Consider the following 17,287-nt stretch of genomic DNA (forward strand, 5'->3'; position numbering starts at 1 on the left):
AAATCATTTGGTTAGTAATATGAAACATACTGTTGAAGTGATGATCCCGGAAGCCGAGATCAAAGCGCGTATCGCCGAACTGGGTCGTCAAATCACCGAACATTACAAGGACAGCGGCAGCGAAATGGTGCTGGTCGGTCTGTTGCGCGGCTCTTTCATGTTCATGGCAGACCTGTGCCGTGAGGTGCATGTGCCCCATGAGGTCGATTTTATGACCGCCTCCAGCTACGGCAGCGGCATGTCCACTACCCGTGATGTGAAAATCCTGAAAGATCTGGATGAAGATATTCGTGGCAAAGATGTGTTGATCGTTGAGGACATCATCGACTCCGGCAACACGCTGTCAAAAGTGCGCGAGATCCTGAGCCTGCGCGAGCCAAAATCTCTGGCGATTTGTACGCTGCTGGATAAACCCGACCGTCGTGAAGTGCAGGTGCCGGTAGAGTTCGTGGGCTTCTCGATTCCTGACGAATTCGTCGTCGGTTACGGCATTGACTACGCGCAGCGCTATCGTCATCTGCCGTATGTGGGGAAAGTGGTACTGCTGGACGAGTAATCGAGGGCTGATGTCCTCACCCCGGCCCTCTCCCACAGGGAGAGGGAGAAAATCCCCGGCTTTATTTATGATTTACATGCTTAAGCTGAAGGTTGGCAATCCCCGAACGGTAACGCTGCTCCAGCGTTTCGCGGTTGGTGGCGGTCACTTCCAGATTGCGCAGCAGGCCATCGTGAATCCCGTACGCCCAGCCGTGGATAGAGACCTTCTGCCCGCGTTTCCACGCTGATTGCATGATCGTTGAGTGGCCCAGGTTATACACCTGCTCCATCACGTTGAGTTCGCAAAGGGTATCCATACGACGCTCCTGCGGCATTTCGCCCAGCAGTGAGCTATGTTTGAACCAGATATCGCGGATGTGCAGTAGCCAGTTATCAATGAGCCCCAGTTCCGTGTTTTCAACCGCCGCCTGCACGCCGCCGCAGCCATAATGGCCGCAAATGATGATGTGCTCGACTTGCAGAACGTCCACGGCATACTGAACAACAGAAAGACAGTTGAGATCGGTGTGAATCACGAGATTGGCGACATTGCGGTGAACAAACAGTTCGCCGGGTTCAAGGCCGGTCAGGCGCTCCGCCGGTACGCGGCTGTCGGAACATCCAATCCAGAGAAAGCGTGGGTTCTGAGCCTGCGCGAGTTTTCCAAAAAATCCGGGGTCTTCCTCCACCAGCATTTTTGACCATAGTGCATTGTTGCTGATGAGTGTATCTATGTTGTTCATGGAGGTTAGCGACCTGTAACCGAGTTATTGCGTTGCGCTACTATAGGGTAACCCGACTTTTAATGAAACCACACAACGTGTGTAAGAACTGAAGGTAAGTTAATTTCATGGCAATTGCACTGGAGCTTGAGCAGCTTAAAAAAACCTATCCGGGTGGCGTTCAGGCGCTACGCGGAATAGATCTGAAAGTAGAGGCCGGCGATTTTTACGCGCTTCTGGGGCCGAACGGGGCCGGGAAATCGACCACCATTGGGATTATCAGCTCGCTGGTCAATAAAACGTCCGGCCGGGTGAGCGTCTTTGGGTACGACCTGCAAAAAGATGTGGTGAACGCCAAGCGCCAGCTGGGCCTGGTTCCGCAGGAGTTCAACTTCAACCCGTTCGAGACGGTGCAGCAGATTGTGGTTAACCAGGCGGGCTATTACGGCGTTGAGCGTAAAGAGGCCCTGGAGCGTAGCGAAAAATACCTAAAGCAGCTCGATCTGTGGGAAAAGCGTAACGAACGCGCGCGCATGTTGTCCGGCGGGATGAAGCGCCGCCTGATGATTGCCCGTGCGCTGATGCACGAGCCAAAGCTGCTGATCCTCGATGAACCGACAGCGGGTGTTGATATCGAACTTCGTCGCTCCATGTGGGGCTTCCTGAAAGATCTCAACGACAAAGGCACCACCATTATTCTGACCACCCACTATCTGGAAGAGGCTGAAATGCTGTGCCGCAATATCGGCATCATTCAGAACGGCGAGCTGGTGGAAAACACCTCGATGAAGAATCTGCTCTCCAAGCTGAAATCCGAAACCTTCATTCTCGATCTGGCGGCGAAAAGCGCGCTGCCAAAACTTGAAGGTTACAACTATCGTCTGGTAGATACCTCAACGCTGGAAGTGGAAGTGCTGCGCGAGCAGGGGATTAACAGCGTGTTCTCACAGCTGAGCGCGCAGGGGATTCAGGTTTTAAGTATGCGTAACAAAGCGAACCGACTGGAAGAGCTGTTTGTCTCTCTGGTACATGACAAACAAGGAGACAAGGCATGACGCATCTTTACTGGGTCGCGCTGAAAAGTATCTGGGCGAAAGAGATCAACCGCTTTATGCGTATCTGGGTGCAAACCCTGGTGCCGCCGGTCATCACGATGACGCTCTATTTCATCATCTTCGGTAACCTGATTGGTTCCCGGATTGGTGAAATGCACGGCTTTACCTATATGCAGTTTATCGTGCCGGGCCTGATTATGATGGCGGTGATCACCAACGCCTATGCCAACGTGGCGTCGTCATTCTTCAGCGCTAAGTTCCAGCGCAATATTGAAGAGCTTCTGGTCGCGCCTGTGCCGACGCACGTCATTATCGCGGGCTATGTTGGCGGCGGCGTGGCGCGCGGGCTGTGCGTGGGGATCCTGGTCACGGCGATTTCGCTGTTCTTCGTGCCGTTCCAGGTCCACTCGTGGCTGTTTGTCGCGCTGACGCTGCTCCTGACGGCGATCCTCTTCTCGCTGGCCGGTCTGCTGAACGCCGTGTTCGCCAAAACGTTTGACGACATCAGCCTGATCCCGACCTTCGTGCTGACGCCGCTGACCTATCTCGGCGGGGTGTTCTACTCCCTGACGCTGCTGCCACCGTTCTGGCAGGCGCTGTCGCACCTGAACCCGATTGTCTACATGATCAGCGGCTTCCGCTTTGGCTTCCTCGGCATCACCGATGTGCCGCTGTTTACCACGGTGGCGGTGCTGGTGGTGTTCATCATCGCCTTCTACCTGCTCTGCTGGTCGCTGATTCAGCGCGGACGCGGGCTGCGCAGCTAATCTTTTGCCCGGCGACGCTCTGTTTGCCGGGCACTTTCTTTGACAGTTATCACCGTAAGCTAACCTTCACTCCGCTAAACTACTTGCCTGCTAAGGAGGGAGTTATGCTGGGATGGGTTATCACCTGCCACGATGAACAGGCGCAGGAAATGCTGGATAAGCTTGAAGCCAGATTTGGCCCGCTGGTGCAATGCCGGGCGGTAAACTACTGGCGCGGGTTGAGCACCAATATGCTGAGCCGCATGATGTGCGATGCCCTGCATGAAACGGACACCGGTGATGGCGTGATTTTTCTTACCGATAAATCGGGCGCGGCGCCTTACCGCGCAGCCGCGTTGCTGAGCCATAAGCACGCGTGCTGTGAAGTGATCTCGGGTATTAACTTCTCCCTGCTGGCGTTAATGTATCCGCAGCGTGGATCCTTAAGCAGCGCAGAGTTTCGCCAGGCCATCGTGGCGCAGGGCGTTCCGGGCGTCAGCAGCTTGTGGCATCAGCAGCAAAAAAATCCTCCCTTCGTCCTGCTCCACGATTTGTATAAGAATTAAACGTGGGTATTGATGTCTCATTTGTTACAATAGCGGCAGTTTTCCGCACCGATTAAGACACCATGCTACCGCGCATTCTTTTCTTGCTATTGATGCTCATTTCCGGCGTCAGCTCAGCCAGTTTACTCAGTCAGCACACGCTGCCTGCCCAGTACATGCAAACCACCGAAGACGCGGCGATCTGGGCGCAGGTGGGGAACAGCGTGATTAACGTCGGTAACGTGCGCGCCGGGCAGATCCTGGCCGTCGTGCCCGCGGCGGCGGACTACTACGAATTTCGCTTCGGTTTTGGCACGGGGTTTATCGACAAGGGGCACCTGGAGCCGGTTCAGGGGAAACAGCGCGTCGAGGACAGCCTCGGGGATCTCAATAAGCCCCTGAGCAATCAGAACCTCATTACCTGGAAAGACACGCCGGTGTATAACGCGCCGTCGAGCGGCAGCGCGCCGTTCGGCACGTTAAGCGCCAATCTGCGCTACCCCATACTGAATAAACTGAAAGACCGTCTGAATCAGACCTGGTTCCAGATCCGCATCGGCAATCGTCTGGCGTGGATCAGCAGCCTGGATGCGCAGGAAGATAACGGGCTTCCGGTTCTGACCTACCACCATATTTTGCGTGATGAAGAAAACACGCGCTTTCGACATACGTCCACAACGACAAGCGTACGTGCGTTCAACAACCAGATGGCCTGGCTACGCGATCAGGGCTATACCACCCTGACGATGTATCAGCTTGAAGGGTACGTGCGTAACAAAATGAACCTGCCTGCAAAATCGGTGGTGATTACCTTTGACGATGGCCTGAAATCCGTCAGCCGCTATGCCTATCCTGTGCTGAAAGAGTACGGCTTCAAGGCAACCGCGTTTATTATCTCTTCCCGCATAAAAGGCCATCCGCAGAAGTGGGATCCAAAATCGCTGCAGTTTATGAGCGTGCAGGAGATTAAGGGGATTCAGGATGTGTTCGATATTCAGTCCCACACCCACTTCCTGCACCGCGTGGATGGGTATAAGCACCCGATTTTACTGAGCCGCAGCTATCACGTGATTTTGTTTGATTTTGAACGCTCGCGTCGCGCGCTGGCGCAGTTTAATCCACGCGTGCTCTATCTTTCCTATCCGTTTGGCGGCTACGACAATAAAGCGATAAAGGCGGCGAATGATGCCGGTTTCCATCTGGCGGTGACGACGGTGAAAGGGAAGGTGAAGCCGGGGGATAATCCGTTCTTACTGAAACGCCTGTACATCTTAAGAACGGATTCGCTGGAGACAATGTCGCGGCTGATCAGCAATCAGCCGCAGGGATAGTGCTTAAGCAACCTGAACCGGAATCGCCTTCGCGGTACGTTTCATGTCGTTGTCGCCTTCAAAGTAGGCAACTTTCGGCTGCCAGCGGCGCGCTTCTTCATCAGACATCATCACGAAGCTGGCGATAATCACAATATCGCCCACGTCCGCGCAGTGCGCTGCCGCGCCGTTAACGGAGATGATTTTAGACCCGCGCTCGGCGGCGATGGCGTAGGTTGAGAAACGTTTGCCGTTGTTAACGTTCCAGATATCAATCGCTTCGTTTTCAAGGATGCCCGCAGCATCAAGGAAATCCTGGTCGATGGCGCAGGAGCCTTCATAGTGCAGGTCGGCCTGGGTGACTTTCACACGGTGAAGCTTACCTTGCAGCATTTTGCGAATCATTACGTTTACCTTTCATCTTCCGGGTAGAGAAGCCTACGCCAGTTCAACCACTTTGTTGTCGATTAGGCGGGCCTGACCAAGCCATGCCGCCACCAGAATGACCGCACGTTTGCTGGTCTGTGTAAGCTCCAGAAGCGTATCGGCATCGCGAATTTGAATATCATCAGCGCGGAAGCCTTTATCGTTCAGCGCCTGTTCAGCCAGAGCAATAATCTCTTCGGCCGTTAACTCTTTCGCCAGCAGCTGTTCTGCCATGGTGTTCATGACCTTGCTTAAGCCCGGCGCGATTTTACGCTGGTCCGCGGTCAGGTAGCCATTTCGCGAGCTGAGCGCCAGACCGTCTTTGGCGCGTACAATCGGTACGCCGACAATCTCGATATCGTAGCCCATATCCGCAACCATCTTGCGGATCAGCGCCAGCTGCTGGAAATCTTTCTCACCGAAGCAGGCAACGTCCGGCTGCACCAGGTTGAACAGCTTGCTGACGATGGTCGATACGCCGCGGAAATGACCCGGGCGGCTTGCGCCTTCCAGCATGGTGGAAATGCCCGGTACGTCAACGTAAGTGGCCTCATCGGTACCCTGAGGATAGACATCCGCCGGTGCCGGAGAGAAGACAATATCCGCATGGCGTTTTTTGAGCTTCTCGCAATCTTCCTGCAGGGTGCGCGGATAGCGTGCCAGATCGTCGGCGCGGTCAAACTGCATTGGGTTAACGAAGATACTGACCACCACGATATCTGCACGGGCTCTTGCTTCGTCAACCAGCTTCATATGGCCGTCATGCAGGTTGCCCATGGTCGGGACCAATGCGATACGTTTACCTTCCTGACGCGCACGACGGATATGCTGGCGCAGCAGCGGCAGGGTTTCAATGATTAGCACAACGAGACTCCTTAATGGAAACTGTGTTCTTCACCCGGGTAAACACCGGATTCAACGTCGGCAATATACTGCCTGACCGCAGCGCGCATGTCGCCCGCTTCGGTGAGGAAATTTTTGGCAAACTTCGGAATATGCCCGCCGGTGATGCCAAAGGCGTCGTGCATCACCAGGATCTGACCGTCGGTCACGTTGCCTGCGCCAATACCAATCACCGGAATCGACAGGGCTTCAGTAATACGCTTCGCCAGCTCAACCGGCACGCACTCCAGCACCAGCAGCTGGGCGCCTGCGGCTTCCAGCGCCAGGGCATCATCAAACAGCGTCTGGGCGGCGTCACCGCGGCCCTGCACTTTATATCCACCAAAGATGTTGACGGACTGCGGCGTCAGGCCCAAATGGCCGCACACCGGCACGGCGCGCTCGGTGAGCATCTTCACCGTATCCACCAGCCAGGCGCCGCCTTCAATTTTGACCATGTTAGCGCCAGCACGCATGACTACTGCCGCGTTTTCGAATGCCTGCTCCGGCGTGGCATAGGCCATAAACGGCAGATCGGAAAGCAGCAGGCAGGCTGGAGCCCCGCGGCGCACCGCACGCGTGTGGTAAGCGATATCCTCAACCGTGACCGGCAGGGTGGAATCATGTCCTTGTACCGTCATCCCTAACGAATCTCCGACCAGCATGACGTTGATACCCTCTTCGGCAAAGAGTTTGGCGAAGCTGTAGTCATACGCGGTGATGGTGGCGAAGCGTTTTTTTTCCTGTTTGCATTTCTGCAGTAAGGAGATGGTGGTTGGTTTCATACTGTTTCCTGATAGCCCAAAAGCGAATCTTTGCGCATTCTAACAGTAACATTCGGGGGAACAATGATTTTAGGTAACCGATTAGCCACAATTATTTTGAGGTTAATCGGCAGGGGAACCGGATCACCAGCGGGCGGGTCTTTCCGCGCTGAGGTTGTCCAGAATGGTCCGGAGTGGGATGCCATCCGGGAAGATGAGATCGGGGGCCACTTCAAACAGCGGCCAGAGCATAAACCCGCGGTTTTTCATGTCGTAATGCGGAACGGTGAGACGTTCAGTGTTAATGGTTTCGTGACCAAACAGCATAATGTCGAGGTCCAGCGTGCGCGGTCCCCAGCGCTCGGCTTTGCGTACGCGGCCCTGCTGCAGTTCGATGCGCTGGGTGTTATCCAGCAGCGTTTCGGCATCAAGGACAGTTTCCAGCACCACGGCGGCATTGAGATAATCAGGCTGATCCTGCGGACCCAGCGGCGGCGTGCGGTAGAAAGAGGAGACCGCCACGATCTTGCTTTGCGGGATCTCCCCCAGCGCCTGTACGGCAGCGTTCACCTGCTCCAGCGGAGAGGCTAAATTGCTGCCGATGGCGATATACGCGAGGGTCATGCTGTCCCTTCACGACGCGGCGCGCGTTTGCGCGGACGGCGATGGCGGCGACGCGGTTCCGGCTCTTCATCCAGCCCGGTGAGCATATCTTTTTGCTCCGGCGGGGCGGAAACCTGGAATTCGGCCCACCACTGCGCCAGGCGCTGCAGTTCCTGATTGCGTTCAATTTCAGCACGCAGCGACAGCAGATCGAAGGCGGCGCGGAATTTTGGATGCTCCATCAGCTTCCAGGCGCGTTTGCCCTGACGACGGGACATGCGCAGCTGAAGCTGCCAGATATCGCGCACCAGCGTGGTAATGCGTTTTGGAATAGCGAGCGTACGGCACCCTTCGTCCAGCACGTCGTTTGCGGCCAGCGCGAAGGCGTCATAATAGGCAAGCCCGCTCTCCTGGGTAATTCGCTGGGCCGTTTCCAGCAGCGGATACCAGAACATCGCCGCAAACAGGAACGCCGGATTGACGCGCATGTCGTTGCGAATACGGGTATCGGTATTTTTCAGCACCTGCGCAATCATCCGCTCCATTGGGCTGTCACCGCTTTCGGTGAAGTAGCGGGTAATGGTCGGGAAGAGGGGCTGGAACAGGTTGTATTCGCGCAGCAGGTTGTAGGTTTCAAAGCCGTGGCCAGCCTGCAGCAGCTTCAGCGCCTCTTCAAACAGGCGGGCAGGCGGCACGTCGTTAATCAACGTCGCCAGACGCGGAATAGGCTCAGCCGTTTCCGGGCTGATGCGCATATTGAGCTTGGCGGCGAAACGCACGGCGCGCAGCATACGCACGGGATCTTCGCGATAGCGCGTTTCCGGCGTGCCAATCAGACGGATCAGACCTTCTTTCAGGTCCTGCATGCCGCCGACGTAATCGCGCACGGTGAAATCCGCCACGCTGTAATAAAGGCTGTTAATGGTGAAGTCGCGACGCTGGGCATCTTCTTCGATAGAGCCGAAGATATTGTCGCGCAGCAGCATGCCGTTCTGGCCGCGCTGTGACGTGGTGCGATCGGATGCGCCCGCTTCGTGGTGGCCGCGGAAGGTCGCCACTTCAATGATTTCCGGGCCAAACATCACGTGAGCCAGACGGAAACGGCGGCCAACGAGACGGCAGTTGCGGAATAATTTGCGCACCTGCTCAGGCGTGGCGCTGGTCGTCACGTCGAAATCTTTTGGTTTTTTGCCCAGCAGTAAATCACGCACTCCACCGCCCACGAGATAGGCCTCGTAGCCCGCTTTATTCAGACGATAGAGCACCTTGAGGGCATTTTCACTGATATCTTTGCGGGAAATAGTGTGCTGCTCACGCGGAATAACCGACATGTGTGGCTGTGCAATAGCATCGTTCGCCATGCTCTCTTCGCGGCTTAGCACTTTACGGCAAAAATTAGCGACTCGGGTAAAAATGGTACACCTCGTAGTGTGTTTTGTTATGAAAAAAGCGGCTAATCATAGCTCAGCGCAACGCATTTGAGAATGCTGGATTTTTGGCACTGCCGCGAGCGTCCAGTTGGCAACGGCCATTTTCAGCAGTTCGTCAATACGCAGATCCTGCCATTCGTTGGTTACATTCTGGTTGAGAAATCGCAGCGCGTCGATCAAAACAGGACGCGGATCGCCGTCTGGCAGGGCCGGGGCGTGGTTCTGCTTTGACAATTTAAAGCCCTGCGCATTGACCGCCAGCGGCAGATGAATGTAGTCCGGGGCCGTCCAGCCAAACTGGTGATACAGCGATATTTGTCGCACGGTCGGTTCGACCAGATCCGCCCCGCGCACAATTTCCGTCACGCCCTGGAAACGATCGTCGACGACCACCGCCAGGTTATAGGCGAAAAGGCCGTCACGGCGGTGAATAATAAAATCCTCACGCGCCAGACGTTCATCGGCATGAATCTCACCGGAGAGGAGATCGGTAAAGCGCGTCACCGGGGAGCGCTGCTTTATACGTACGGCGGCATTTTCCGGGGAAAGATTAAGCGTGCGGCAGTGGCCGTCATAGACCCCTCCCACGCTCTGGATACGCGCGCGGGTGCAGGTGCAGTTATAGGAAAGCCCCCGATCGCGAAGCCAGGCCAGACGTTCCCGATAGGCATCGTGACGTTTTGACTGCCAGAGCACCTCGTCATCCCAGTGAAGACCGTAATGTTCCAGCTGACGCAGAATCGTCTCTGCAGCACCGGGAACTTCACGCGGAGGGTCAATATCTTCAATGCGTACGAGCCATTTTCCCAGGCGGGCGCGAGCCTGCAGGTAGCTGCCGAGCGCGGCAATTAATGAGCCGAAGTGTAATTCACCGGAAGGAGATGGCGCGAAGCGCCCAATATAGTGTGATTCAGACATATCAACAGTAACAAGGCGGGAGAGACTCCCGCCTTTGGAGTGTGTAAACAGCGCTGGTATTAACCGGCCATCTGTTTTTCGCGGATTTCGGCCAGCGTTTTACAGTCGATGCACAGATCGGCGGTTGGACGCGCTTCCAGGCGACGAATACCGATTTCAACACCGCAGGATTCGCAGTAGCCAAAATCTTCGTCTTCGACTTTTTTCAGCGTTTTCTCGATCTTTTTGATCAGTTTGCGTTCGCGGTCACGGTTACGCAGTTCGAGGCTGAACTCTTCTTCCTGAGCGGCACGGTCTACCGGATCCGGGAAGTTGGCAGCTTCATCCTGCATATGAGTAACGGTGCGATCGACTTCATCCCTGAGTTGATTACGCCATGCTTCAAGAATACGCTTGAAGTGCGACAGCTGGGCTTCGTTCATATACTCTTCGCCCGGCTTCTCTTGATACGGCTCCACCCCAGCGATGGCGAGAATACTCAGGGACGATGTTTTACGGTTTTGCCCTTCTTGCATGTTGCTTCTCCTTAACACGCACTATCGATCCCCGTGTTGGGGGGAAAATCAGGTCGCTATAAATAGCAGATGCTTTTCCGTAAGGCAATTATCTAAACGTAACACTTGACAAGCCTGTGAGGAAAAGCGTATTTGCGCACGCGGCCAGAACACTTATTCGACAATCGTCTAATCCCTTACAAGACAATGGGAAGAGAGGATCTCAGAGTCATATTATCGGCAGAAAGTTCCGCTTTATAAGCGAAAACCTCTACCCCCTGCTTTTGTGCCTCATGCAACAATTGCGCGTATTTAGGATCAATATGGCGGGCAGGGGAGAAACGTTCAATGGCTGAATGCAACACCGCAAACAGCAATACGGCGCGTTTGCCCGCCGCCGCAACACTCATTAGCTCTCGCAGATGCTTCTGGCCACGCAGCGTTACCGCATCCGGGAAGTAGCCATTTTCCTGTTCCGCTAACGTCACTGATTTTACTTCAATATAGCACTCGGGCCTGTCTTCCGCCTGTAACATGAAGTCAATTCTGCTGCCTTCATCGCCATATTTCACTTCACTTTTATGCGTTCCATATCCCACCAGTTCGGGAATGGCGCCAAGGGTCAGCGCTTCCTTAACCAGCTGATTTGCGCGCTGGGTATTAACGCAAATAAATGCCCCGTTTTGTGTTTCGGTCACTTCCCAGGTATGGGCATATTTGCGTTTACTATTTTCTGATGTGGAATACCAGACCCTGTCACCCGGCGTCGCACACCCCGTCATGGCGCCGGTATTGGGGCAGTGCAGGGTGAGATGAACCCCTTCGGGGGTGATCACGTCGGCGAGGAAGCGTTTGTAGCGTTGGATAAGCGTAGCGTGTTGCAGGGGAGGACTAAACTTCATCAGAATTCCTTTCGGTGTTGCCCAGCGTCCAGCGCTGTAGCGGCGTATAGCGGGTGCGTCCCTGTGCAAAGACGGATTCGTAAAGCGCGAATGCGTTGACCGGAAAGGCCCAGTGAAAACCCGGCGGCGGGATAGCAACGGCCTGACCGGCATCGCGCAGCAGCGTGATATGTGGATGAAACGGCTGTGGGCTCTGATAACAGCCGCTGCGCGCCGCCTGGGCGCGCAGCATATTCGCCAGCTGCAATAAGCCGCGCGGCGGCTGGCGCGTTCCCAGCCAGACCACGCGCGAACGCGGCCACTGGCCCGCATCGTCGAGGTGCAGCGTAAATTCCGGCTGGGCAATACGCCCGGCCATTGCGGCTAACGCCCGCTGTTTTTCGGCACTGACGTCGCCCAAAAAGGCCAGCGTCAGGTGCAGGTTGGCCGCCGCGACAGGGCGGCCCGCTTCCGGCGAAAAGCAATCGGCGCGCCAGCGAACAATTTGACGCTGTATGGTGGTGGGCAATTCAATGGCAAAAAACAGCCGTTTCGACTCAGGCATACGGAGGACTCGGTAATGATATGCGCCGATGCTACAATGTACGCCGACTAATGTTAACCCTCTGGAGCTGTTAGTGTCCTCATTGCCGGTCGCCGTCATTCTTCCTGAGCTTCTCACTGCCTTACACCATTCCCCACAGGTTTTGCTGAATGCCCCTACGGGCGCGGGCAAGTCCACCTGGCTGCCGCTGCAGATTCTGAAAGACGGAAATATCCGCGGGAAAATTATCCTGCTGGAGCCGCGCAGGCTGGCCGCGCGCAACGTGGCGCAGCGTCTGGCGGAACTGCTGAATGAAAAACCGGGCGAAACGGTAGGTTACAGGATGCGTGCCGAGACCTGCGTTGGTCCGAACACGCGTCTTGAAGTGGTCACCGAGGGTATTCTCACCCGCATGCTGCAAAACGATCCGGAGCTGAACGGCGTCGGGCTGGTGATCCTCGATGAATTCCACGAGCGCAGCCTGCAGGCGGATCTGGCCCTCGCGCTGTTGCTGGACGTGCAGCAGGGGCTACGCGACGATCTCCGGCTGCTTATTATGTCGGCCACGCTGGATAACGAGCGGCTACGACAGGCATTACCCGATGCGCCGGTCATCAGCTCGGAAGGGCGGGCGTTTCCGGTTGAACGCTGCTATCAGCCGCTTCCCTCCCACCAGCGTTTTGACGAGGCCGTCGCCATTGCCACCGCTGAGCTGCTGCGCCAGGAAGCCGGTTCCCTGCTGCTGTTTTTGCCGGGCGTGGGCGAAATTCAGCGCGTGCAGGAGCAGCTTTCTACCCGCGCAGGCGCCGACGTGCTGCTTTGCCCGCTCTACGGCGCGTTGTCGCTGCAGGATCAGCGTAAAGCGATTCTTCCCGCACCGGCGGGGCAGCGCAAGGTGGTGCTGGCAACCAACATTGCTGAAACCAGTTTGACCATTGAAGGGATTCGCCTGGTGGTGGATAGCGCGCAGGAGAGAGTGGCAAGCTTTGACCCTCGTACCGGGCTGACTAAACTCCTGACGCAGCGCATCAGCCAGGCGTCGATGGTGCAGCGCGCGGGCCGTGCGGGGCGTCTTGAGCCGGGCATCTGCCTGCATTTGACCAGCGCGGAGCAGGCTGAACGCGCTGCACAGCAAAGCACGCCGGAAATTTTACAAAGCGATTTGTCTGGCCTGGTGATGGATCTGCTCCAGTGGGGCTGTCCGAACCCTGAGCAGCTCACCTGGCTTAATCCTCCGCCTGTCGTAAACCTCACCGCTGCGCGCACGTTGCTGACGCAGCTTGGCGCGCTGGAAGGCGAGCGTCTGACTGCGCGCGGCCAGAAAATGGCGGCGCTGGGCAACGATCCGCGTCTGGCCGCGATGCTGGTGGCCGCGCAAGGGGATGATGAAATTGCCACGGCGGCAAAACTGGCGGCTATTCTTGAGGAGCCGCCTCGCGGTGGCAGCAGCGATCTGGGGCAGGCGTTTTCGCGCAGCCAGGGGAACTGGCAGCAGCGGGCGCAGCAGTTGTGCAAACGCCTGAATAGCCGGGGAGGTGCGCCTGACAGCGATAAGATTGCCTTCCTGCTGGCCCAGGCTTTCCCGGACAGGATCGCGCGTCGGCGCGGGCTGGATGGTCGCTACCAGCTGGCAAACGGTATGGGGGCGATGCTGGACAGCGATGACGCGCTGACGCGTCACGAATGGCTGATCGCCCCGCTGTTGCTGCAGGGCAGCCATTCTCCGGATGCGCGTATCCTGCTGGCGATAGCCGTAGAGATTGACGCCCTGACGCGTGCCTGTCCGCAGCTGCTTCAGCAATCTGATACCGTGGAATGGGATGACGCCCAAGGCACGCTGAAGGCCTTTCGTCGCAGCCAGATTGGCAAGTTGACGCTTGGGACGAAGCCGCTGGCGAAGCCGTCGGAAGACGAGCTTCATCAGGCGATGCTGAACGGTATGAGGGAAAAAGGGCTGAGCGCCCTGAACTGGACGCCGGAAGCGGAGCAGTACCGCATTCGTCTGCACTGCGCCGCGAAGTGGCTACCGGAATACGGTTGGCCTGCGGTGGATGACGAGACGCTGCTCGCTACGCTTGAGCGCTGGCTACTGCCGCAAATGAGCGGCGTACACTCTCTGCGAGCCCTTAAGGCGCTTGATGTTAAGACCGCGTTACAGAATTTACTGGACTGGTCATTACGTCAACGTCTGGATAGTGAACTGCCAGGGCATTACACTGTGCCGACCGGAAGCCGGATTGCCATCCGTTATCATGAGGATAATCCGCCGGCGCTGGCGGTTCGGATGCAGGAGATGTTTGGTGAAGCCACAACGCCGTCCATTGCGGAAGGGCGTGTGCCGTTAGTGCTTGAGCTGCTGTCGCCTGCGCATCGTCCATTACAAATCACCCGAGATTTGGGAGCGTTCTGGGCGGGAAGCTACCGTGAAGTGCAGAAAGAGATGAAGGGGCGATATCCCAAACATGTCTGGCCGGACGATCCGGCGAATACGGCGCCGACGCGGCGAACGAAGAAATATTCGTAGGTTAGGTGAAAGAGGGAGTGCGGCCTGATGCCCTCACCCCGGCCCTCTCCCACGGGGAGAGGGAGAAAACACTAAAGACTTTCCTGACAGGAAAGTCTTGCTGTTTATTTTGAGAGATTTCTTCTTTCACAGGCCTGTGAAAGAAAAGAAAATCTGGCCTTTGCGCCTGAAAGTTGCGGAGAAAAAGCATGGCGGGGAATGACCGCGAGCCAATAGGACGTAAGGGAAAACCAACGCGTCCGGCGAAAGAAAAGGTAAGCCGTCGTCGCCTCAGAGATGAGGACTATGACGATGACTATGAAGACGATTATGAGGATGAAGAACCGATGCCGCGTAATGGAAAAGGCAAAGGGCGTAAGCCTCGGGGCAAACGCGGCTGGTTCTGGCTGCTGCTGAAGCTGTTTATTGTTTTTGTCGTCCTGATGGCGATTTACGGCGTGTATCTGGATCAGAAGATCCGCAGCCGTATCGACGGTAAAGTCTGGCAGCTACCTGCGGCAGTGTATGGCCGTATGGTGAACCTTGAGCCAGATATGTCCATCACCAAAAACGAGATGGTTAAACTGCTGGAAGCCACCCAGTATCGTCAGGTGTCAAAAATGACGCGGCCTGGCGAATTTACCGTGCAGTCCAACAGCATTGAGATGATCCGTCGTCCGTTTGATTTCCCGGACAGCAAAGAGGGGCAGGTGCGCGCGCGTCTGACCTTTGACGGCGATCGTCTGGACACCATCGAGAACATGGATAACAACCGTCAGTTCGGTTTCTTCCGTCTCGATCCGCGTCTGATCACCATGCTTTCGTCAGCAAACGGCGAGCAGCGCCTGTTCGTGGCGCGTAACGGCTTCCCGGATCTGCTGGTAGATACCCTGCTGGCAACCGAAGACCGTCACTTCTACGAGCACGATGGCATCAGCCTCTACTCGATTGGCCGTGCGGTACTGGCTAACCTGACTGCCGGTCGCACCGTGCAGGGAGCGAGTACGCTGACCCAGCAGCTGGTGAAAAACCTGTTCCTCTCCAGCGAACGCTCTTACTGGCGTAAAGCGAACGAAGCCTACATGGCCGTGCTGATGGATGCGCGCTACAGCAAGGATCGTATCCTTGAGCTGTACATGAACGAGGTGTACCTCGGTCAGAGCGGCGATAACGAAATCCGCGGCTTCCCGCTGGCGAGTCTGTACTACTTTGGTCGCCCGGTAGAAGAGCTGAGCCTGGACCAGCAGGCGCTGCTGGTGGGCATGGTGAAAGGGGCGTCCATTTATAACCCGTGGCGTAACCCGAAACTGGCGCTGGAGCGTCGTAACCTCGTTCTGCGTCTGCTGCAACAGCAGCAGGTGATTGACCAGGAGCTGTACGACATGCTGAGCGCGCGTCCACTCGGCGTTCAGCCGCGCGGCGGCGTGATTTCGCCTCAGCCTGCGTTTATGCAGCTGGTGCGTCAGGAGCTGCAAAGCAAGCTCGGCGATAAGGTCAAAGATCTCTCCGGCGTGAAGATCTTCACCACCTTTGACTCCGTGGCGCAGGATGCGGCCGAAAAAGCGGCGGTGGAAGGCATTCCGGCGCTGAAGAAACAGCGTAAGCTCTCCGATCTTGAAACCGCGATGGTGGTGGTTGACCGTAACACCGGCGAAGTGCGCGCGATGGTGGGCGGGGCCGAGCCGCAGTTTGCAGGCTACAACCGTGCGATGCAGGCGCGTCGCTCAATCGGCTCTCTGGCAAAACCGGCAACCTACCTCACAGCCCTGAGCCAGCCAAATCAGTATCGCCTGAATACCTGGATTGCGGATGCGCCGATCTCCCTGCGCCAGCCTAACGGCCAGGTCTGGTCACCGCAGAACGATGATAAACAGTTCAGCGGCCAGGTCATGCTGGTGGATGCGTTGACCCGTTCCATGAACGTGCCAACGGTGAACCTGGGCATGTCGCTGGGACTGCCGGCGATTGTCGATACCTGGCAAAAGCTGGGCGTGGCGAAAGATCAGCTGCATCCGGTGCCGGCGATGATCCTCGGTGCGCTTAACCTGACGCCGATCGAAGTGGCGCAGGCGTTCCAGACCATTGCCAGCGGGGGCAACCGCGCGCCGCTGTCTGCCCTGCGCTCAGTGATTGCCGAAGATGGTTCCGTGCTTTATCAGAGCTTCCCGCAGGCGGAGCGTGCCGTTCCTGCTCAGGCCGCCTATATGACGCTGTGGACGATGCAGCAGGTCGTGCAGCGCGGTACCGGCCGTCAGCTGGGCGCGAAGTATCCGGGTCTGCATCTGGCGGGTAAAACCGGGACCACCAACAACAACGTCGATACCTGGTTCGCCGGTATTGATGGCCGTGAAGTGGTGATCACCTGGGTAGGCCGCGACAACAACCAGCCGACCAAACTGTACGGGGCGAGCGGGGCGATGTCGATTTACCAGCGCTATCTGGCAAATCAGTCTCCTGTGCCGCTGAATCTGGTTGCGCCGGAAGATATCGTCGATATGGGCGTGGACAGCTCCGGTAACTTCGTCTGCGGCGGCGGGATGCGTACGCTGCCTGTCTGGACCGCAAACCCGGACTCGCTGTGCCAGCAAAGCCAGCCAGAACAGCCAACGGGTAACCCGTTCGACCAGTCTTCTCAGCCACAGCAGCCGCAGCAGCAACAGCCGCAGCAGCAGAATGAGAAGAAAGACAGCGACGGTGTCGCGGGCTGGATTAAAGACATGTTCGGCGGTAACTAACCTTTTAAAGCCCTCTTCCCTGGAAGGGGGCTTTTTTACCCGTAGACATCATTTCGTTAACTCTCGCTTTAACTCTGATTAACCCTTCGTTTTCTCTTGATGATTTCTTAAACCCTTAATTCTCATAGGGCCGCTTACTGCTTGCTATGCAACCAGCGTTTCGCATATTATTCTGGCGCTCATAATAATAAT

Annotated in this window: 17 protein-coding genes; 7 read left to right on the plus strand and 10 right to left on the minus strand. The window is 56.5% G+C overall.

Translation table 11 applies throughout. The features are described from left to right. The first annotated feature begins 19 nt into the window (after window positions 1–19). Entirely contained in the window at window positions 20–556 is a 537-nt protein-coding gene (hpt, locus tag HB664_RS07035; RefSeq protein WP_008501948.1) for a hypoxanthine phosphoribosyltransferase, read from the plus strand. A gap of 61 nt (window positions 557–617) precedes the next feature. On the opposite strand, the gene can is transcribed toward hpt, so the two are convergent. Further along, the gene (gene can / locus HB664_RS07040; protein WP_008501947.1) at window positions 618–1,280 is read right to left on the minus strand and encodes a carbonate dehydratase; all 663 of its coding nucleotides are present in this window, start codon (window positions 1,278–1,280) and stop codon (window positions 618–620) included. A 107-nt stretch (window positions 1,281–1,387) separates the two neighbouring features. Here can and HB664_RS07045 point away from each other — a divergent pair, with 107 nt between their 5' ends. The 4 genes from HB664_RS07045 to HB664_RS07060 all read left to right on the plus strand — a co-directional run bounded on the left by HB664_RS07045 (window position 1,388) and on the right by HB664_RS07060 (window position 4,936). Beyond that, window positions 1,388–2,314 carry an ABC transporter ATP-binding protein gene (locus HB664_RS07045; RefSeq protein WP_032660633.1) on the plus strand — a complete coding sequence of 309 codons (927 nt, stop codon included), beginning with the start codon at window positions 1,388–1,390 and terminating at the stop codon, window positions 2,312–2,314. After that, entirely contained in the window at window positions 2,311–3,081 is a 771-nt protein-coding gene (locus HB664_RS07050) for an ABC transporter permease (RefSeq protein WP_023310428.1), read from the plus strand. Before HB664_RS07045 ends, HB664_RS07050 begins: the two co-directional genes overlap by 4 nt. A gap of 104 nt (window positions 3,082–3,185) precedes the next feature. After that, the gene (locus HB664_RS07055; protein WP_033144654.1) at window positions 3,186–3,626 is read left to right on the plus strand and encodes a PTS sugar transporter subunit IIA; all 441 of its coding nucleotides are present in this window, start codon (window positions 3,186–3,188) and stop codon (window positions 3,624–3,626) included. Between the two features lie 62 nt (window positions 3,627–3,688). Further along, on the plus strand, window positions 3,689–4,936 hold the full coding sequence (locus HB664_RS07060) for a polysaccharide deacetylase family protein (protein ID WP_045355167.1): 1,248 nt from the start codon (window positions 3,689–3,691) through the stop codon (window positions 4,934–4,936). A 3-nt stretch (window positions 4,937–4,939) separates the two neighbouring features. Here HB664_RS07060 and panD read toward each other — a convergent pair whose 3' ends face one another. The 9 genes from panD to thpR all read right to left on the minus strand — a co-directional run bounded on the left by panD (window position 4,940) and on the right by thpR (window position 11,878). After that, on the minus strand, window positions 4,940–5,320 hold the full coding sequence (gene panD, locus HB664_RS07065) for an aspartate 1-decarboxylase (protein ID WP_006810068.1): 381 nt from the start codon (window positions 5,318–5,320) through the stop codon (window positions 4,940–4,942). Window positions 5,321–5,353: 33 nt separating this feature from the next. Further along, window positions 5,354–6,205 carry a pantoate--beta-alanine ligase gene (gene panC, locus HB664_RS07070; RefSeq protein WP_023310431.1) on the minus strand — a complete coding sequence of 284 codons (852 nt, stop codon included), beginning with the start codon at window positions 6,203–6,205 and terminating at the stop codon, window positions 5,354–5,356. An 11-nt stretch (window positions 6,206–6,216) separates the two neighbouring features. Beyond that, entirely contained in the window at window positions 6,217–7,008 is a 792-nt protein-coding gene (gene panB / locus HB664_RS07075) for a 3-methyl-2-oxobutanoate hydroxymethyltransferase (protein WP_047060107.1), read from the minus strand. Between the two features lie 123 nt (window positions 7,009–7,131). Then, window positions 7,132–7,611 carry a 2-amino-4-hydroxy-6-hydroxymethyldihydropteridine diphosphokinase gene (gene folK / locus HB664_RS07080; protein ID WP_143347519.1) on the minus strand — a complete coding sequence of 160 codons (480 nt, stop codon included), beginning with the start codon at window positions 7,609–7,611 and terminating at the stop codon, window positions 7,132–7,134. Next, on the minus strand, window positions 7,608–9,005 hold the full coding sequence (pcnB, locus tag HB664_RS07085) for a polynucleotide adenylyltransferase PcnB (protein ID WP_072162357.1): 1,398 nt from the start codon (window positions 9,003–9,005) through the stop codon (window positions 7,608–7,610). Before pcnB ends, folK begins: the two co-directional genes overlap by 4 nt. A 42-nt stretch (window positions 9,006–9,047) precedes the next feature. Continuing rightward, the gene (gluQRS, locus tag HB664_RS07090) at window positions 9,048–9,938 is read right to left on the minus strand and encodes a tRNA glutamyl-Q(34) synthetase GluQRS (protein ID WP_219940533.1); all 891 of its coding nucleotides are present in this window, start codon (window positions 9,936–9,938) and stop codon (window positions 9,048–9,050) included. Between the two features lie 59 nt (window positions 9,939–9,997). After that, window positions 9,998–10,453, minus strand: a complete 456-nt coding sequence (gene dksA / locus HB664_RS07095; RefSeq protein ID WP_001155232.1) for an RNA polymerase-binding protein DksA — start codon at window positions 10,451–10,453, stop codon at window positions 9,998–10,000. Between the two features lie 176 nt (window positions 10,454–10,629). Then, the gene (gene sfsA, locus HB664_RS07100) at window positions 10,630–11,334 is read right to left on the minus strand and encodes a DNA/RNA nuclease SfsA (RefSeq protein ID WP_219940534.1); all 705 of its coding nucleotides are present in this window, start codon (window positions 11,332–11,334) and stop codon (window positions 10,630–10,632) included. Beyond that, entirely contained in the window at window positions 11,324–11,878 is a 555-nt protein-coding gene (thpR, locus tag HB664_RS07105) for an RNA 2',3'-cyclic phosphodiesterase (protein WP_033144659.1), read from the minus strand. The genes sfsA and thpR overlap by 11 nt, the downstream gene beginning before the upstream one ends. 73 nt (window positions 11,879–11,951) lie before the next feature. On the opposite strand from thpR, the gene hrpB reads away from it, so the two are divergent. Then, window positions 11,952–14,381: an ATP-dependent helicase HrpB gene (hrpB, locus tag HB664_RS07110; protein WP_219940535.1), complete on the plus strand. Its 2,430-nt coding sequence runs from the start codon at window positions 11,952–11,954 to the stop codon at window positions 14,379–14,381. 188 nt (window positions 14,382–14,569) lie between these two features. Then, window positions 14,570–17,095 carry a bifunctional glycosyl transferase/transpeptidase gene (gene mrcB, locus HB664_RS07115; RefSeq protein WP_033144661.1) on the plus strand — a complete coding sequence of 842 codons (2,526 nt, stop codon included), beginning with the start codon at window positions 14,570–14,572 and terminating at the stop codon, window positions 17,093–17,095. Window positions 17,096–17,287: the final 192 nt, after the last annotated feature.

The organism is Enterobacter sp. DNB-S2 (genome assembly GCF_019443845.1).
Taxonomy (GTDB): Bacteria; Pseudomonadota; Gammaproteobacteria; order Enterobacterales; family Enterobacteriaceae; genus Enterobacter; species Enterobacter asburiae_B.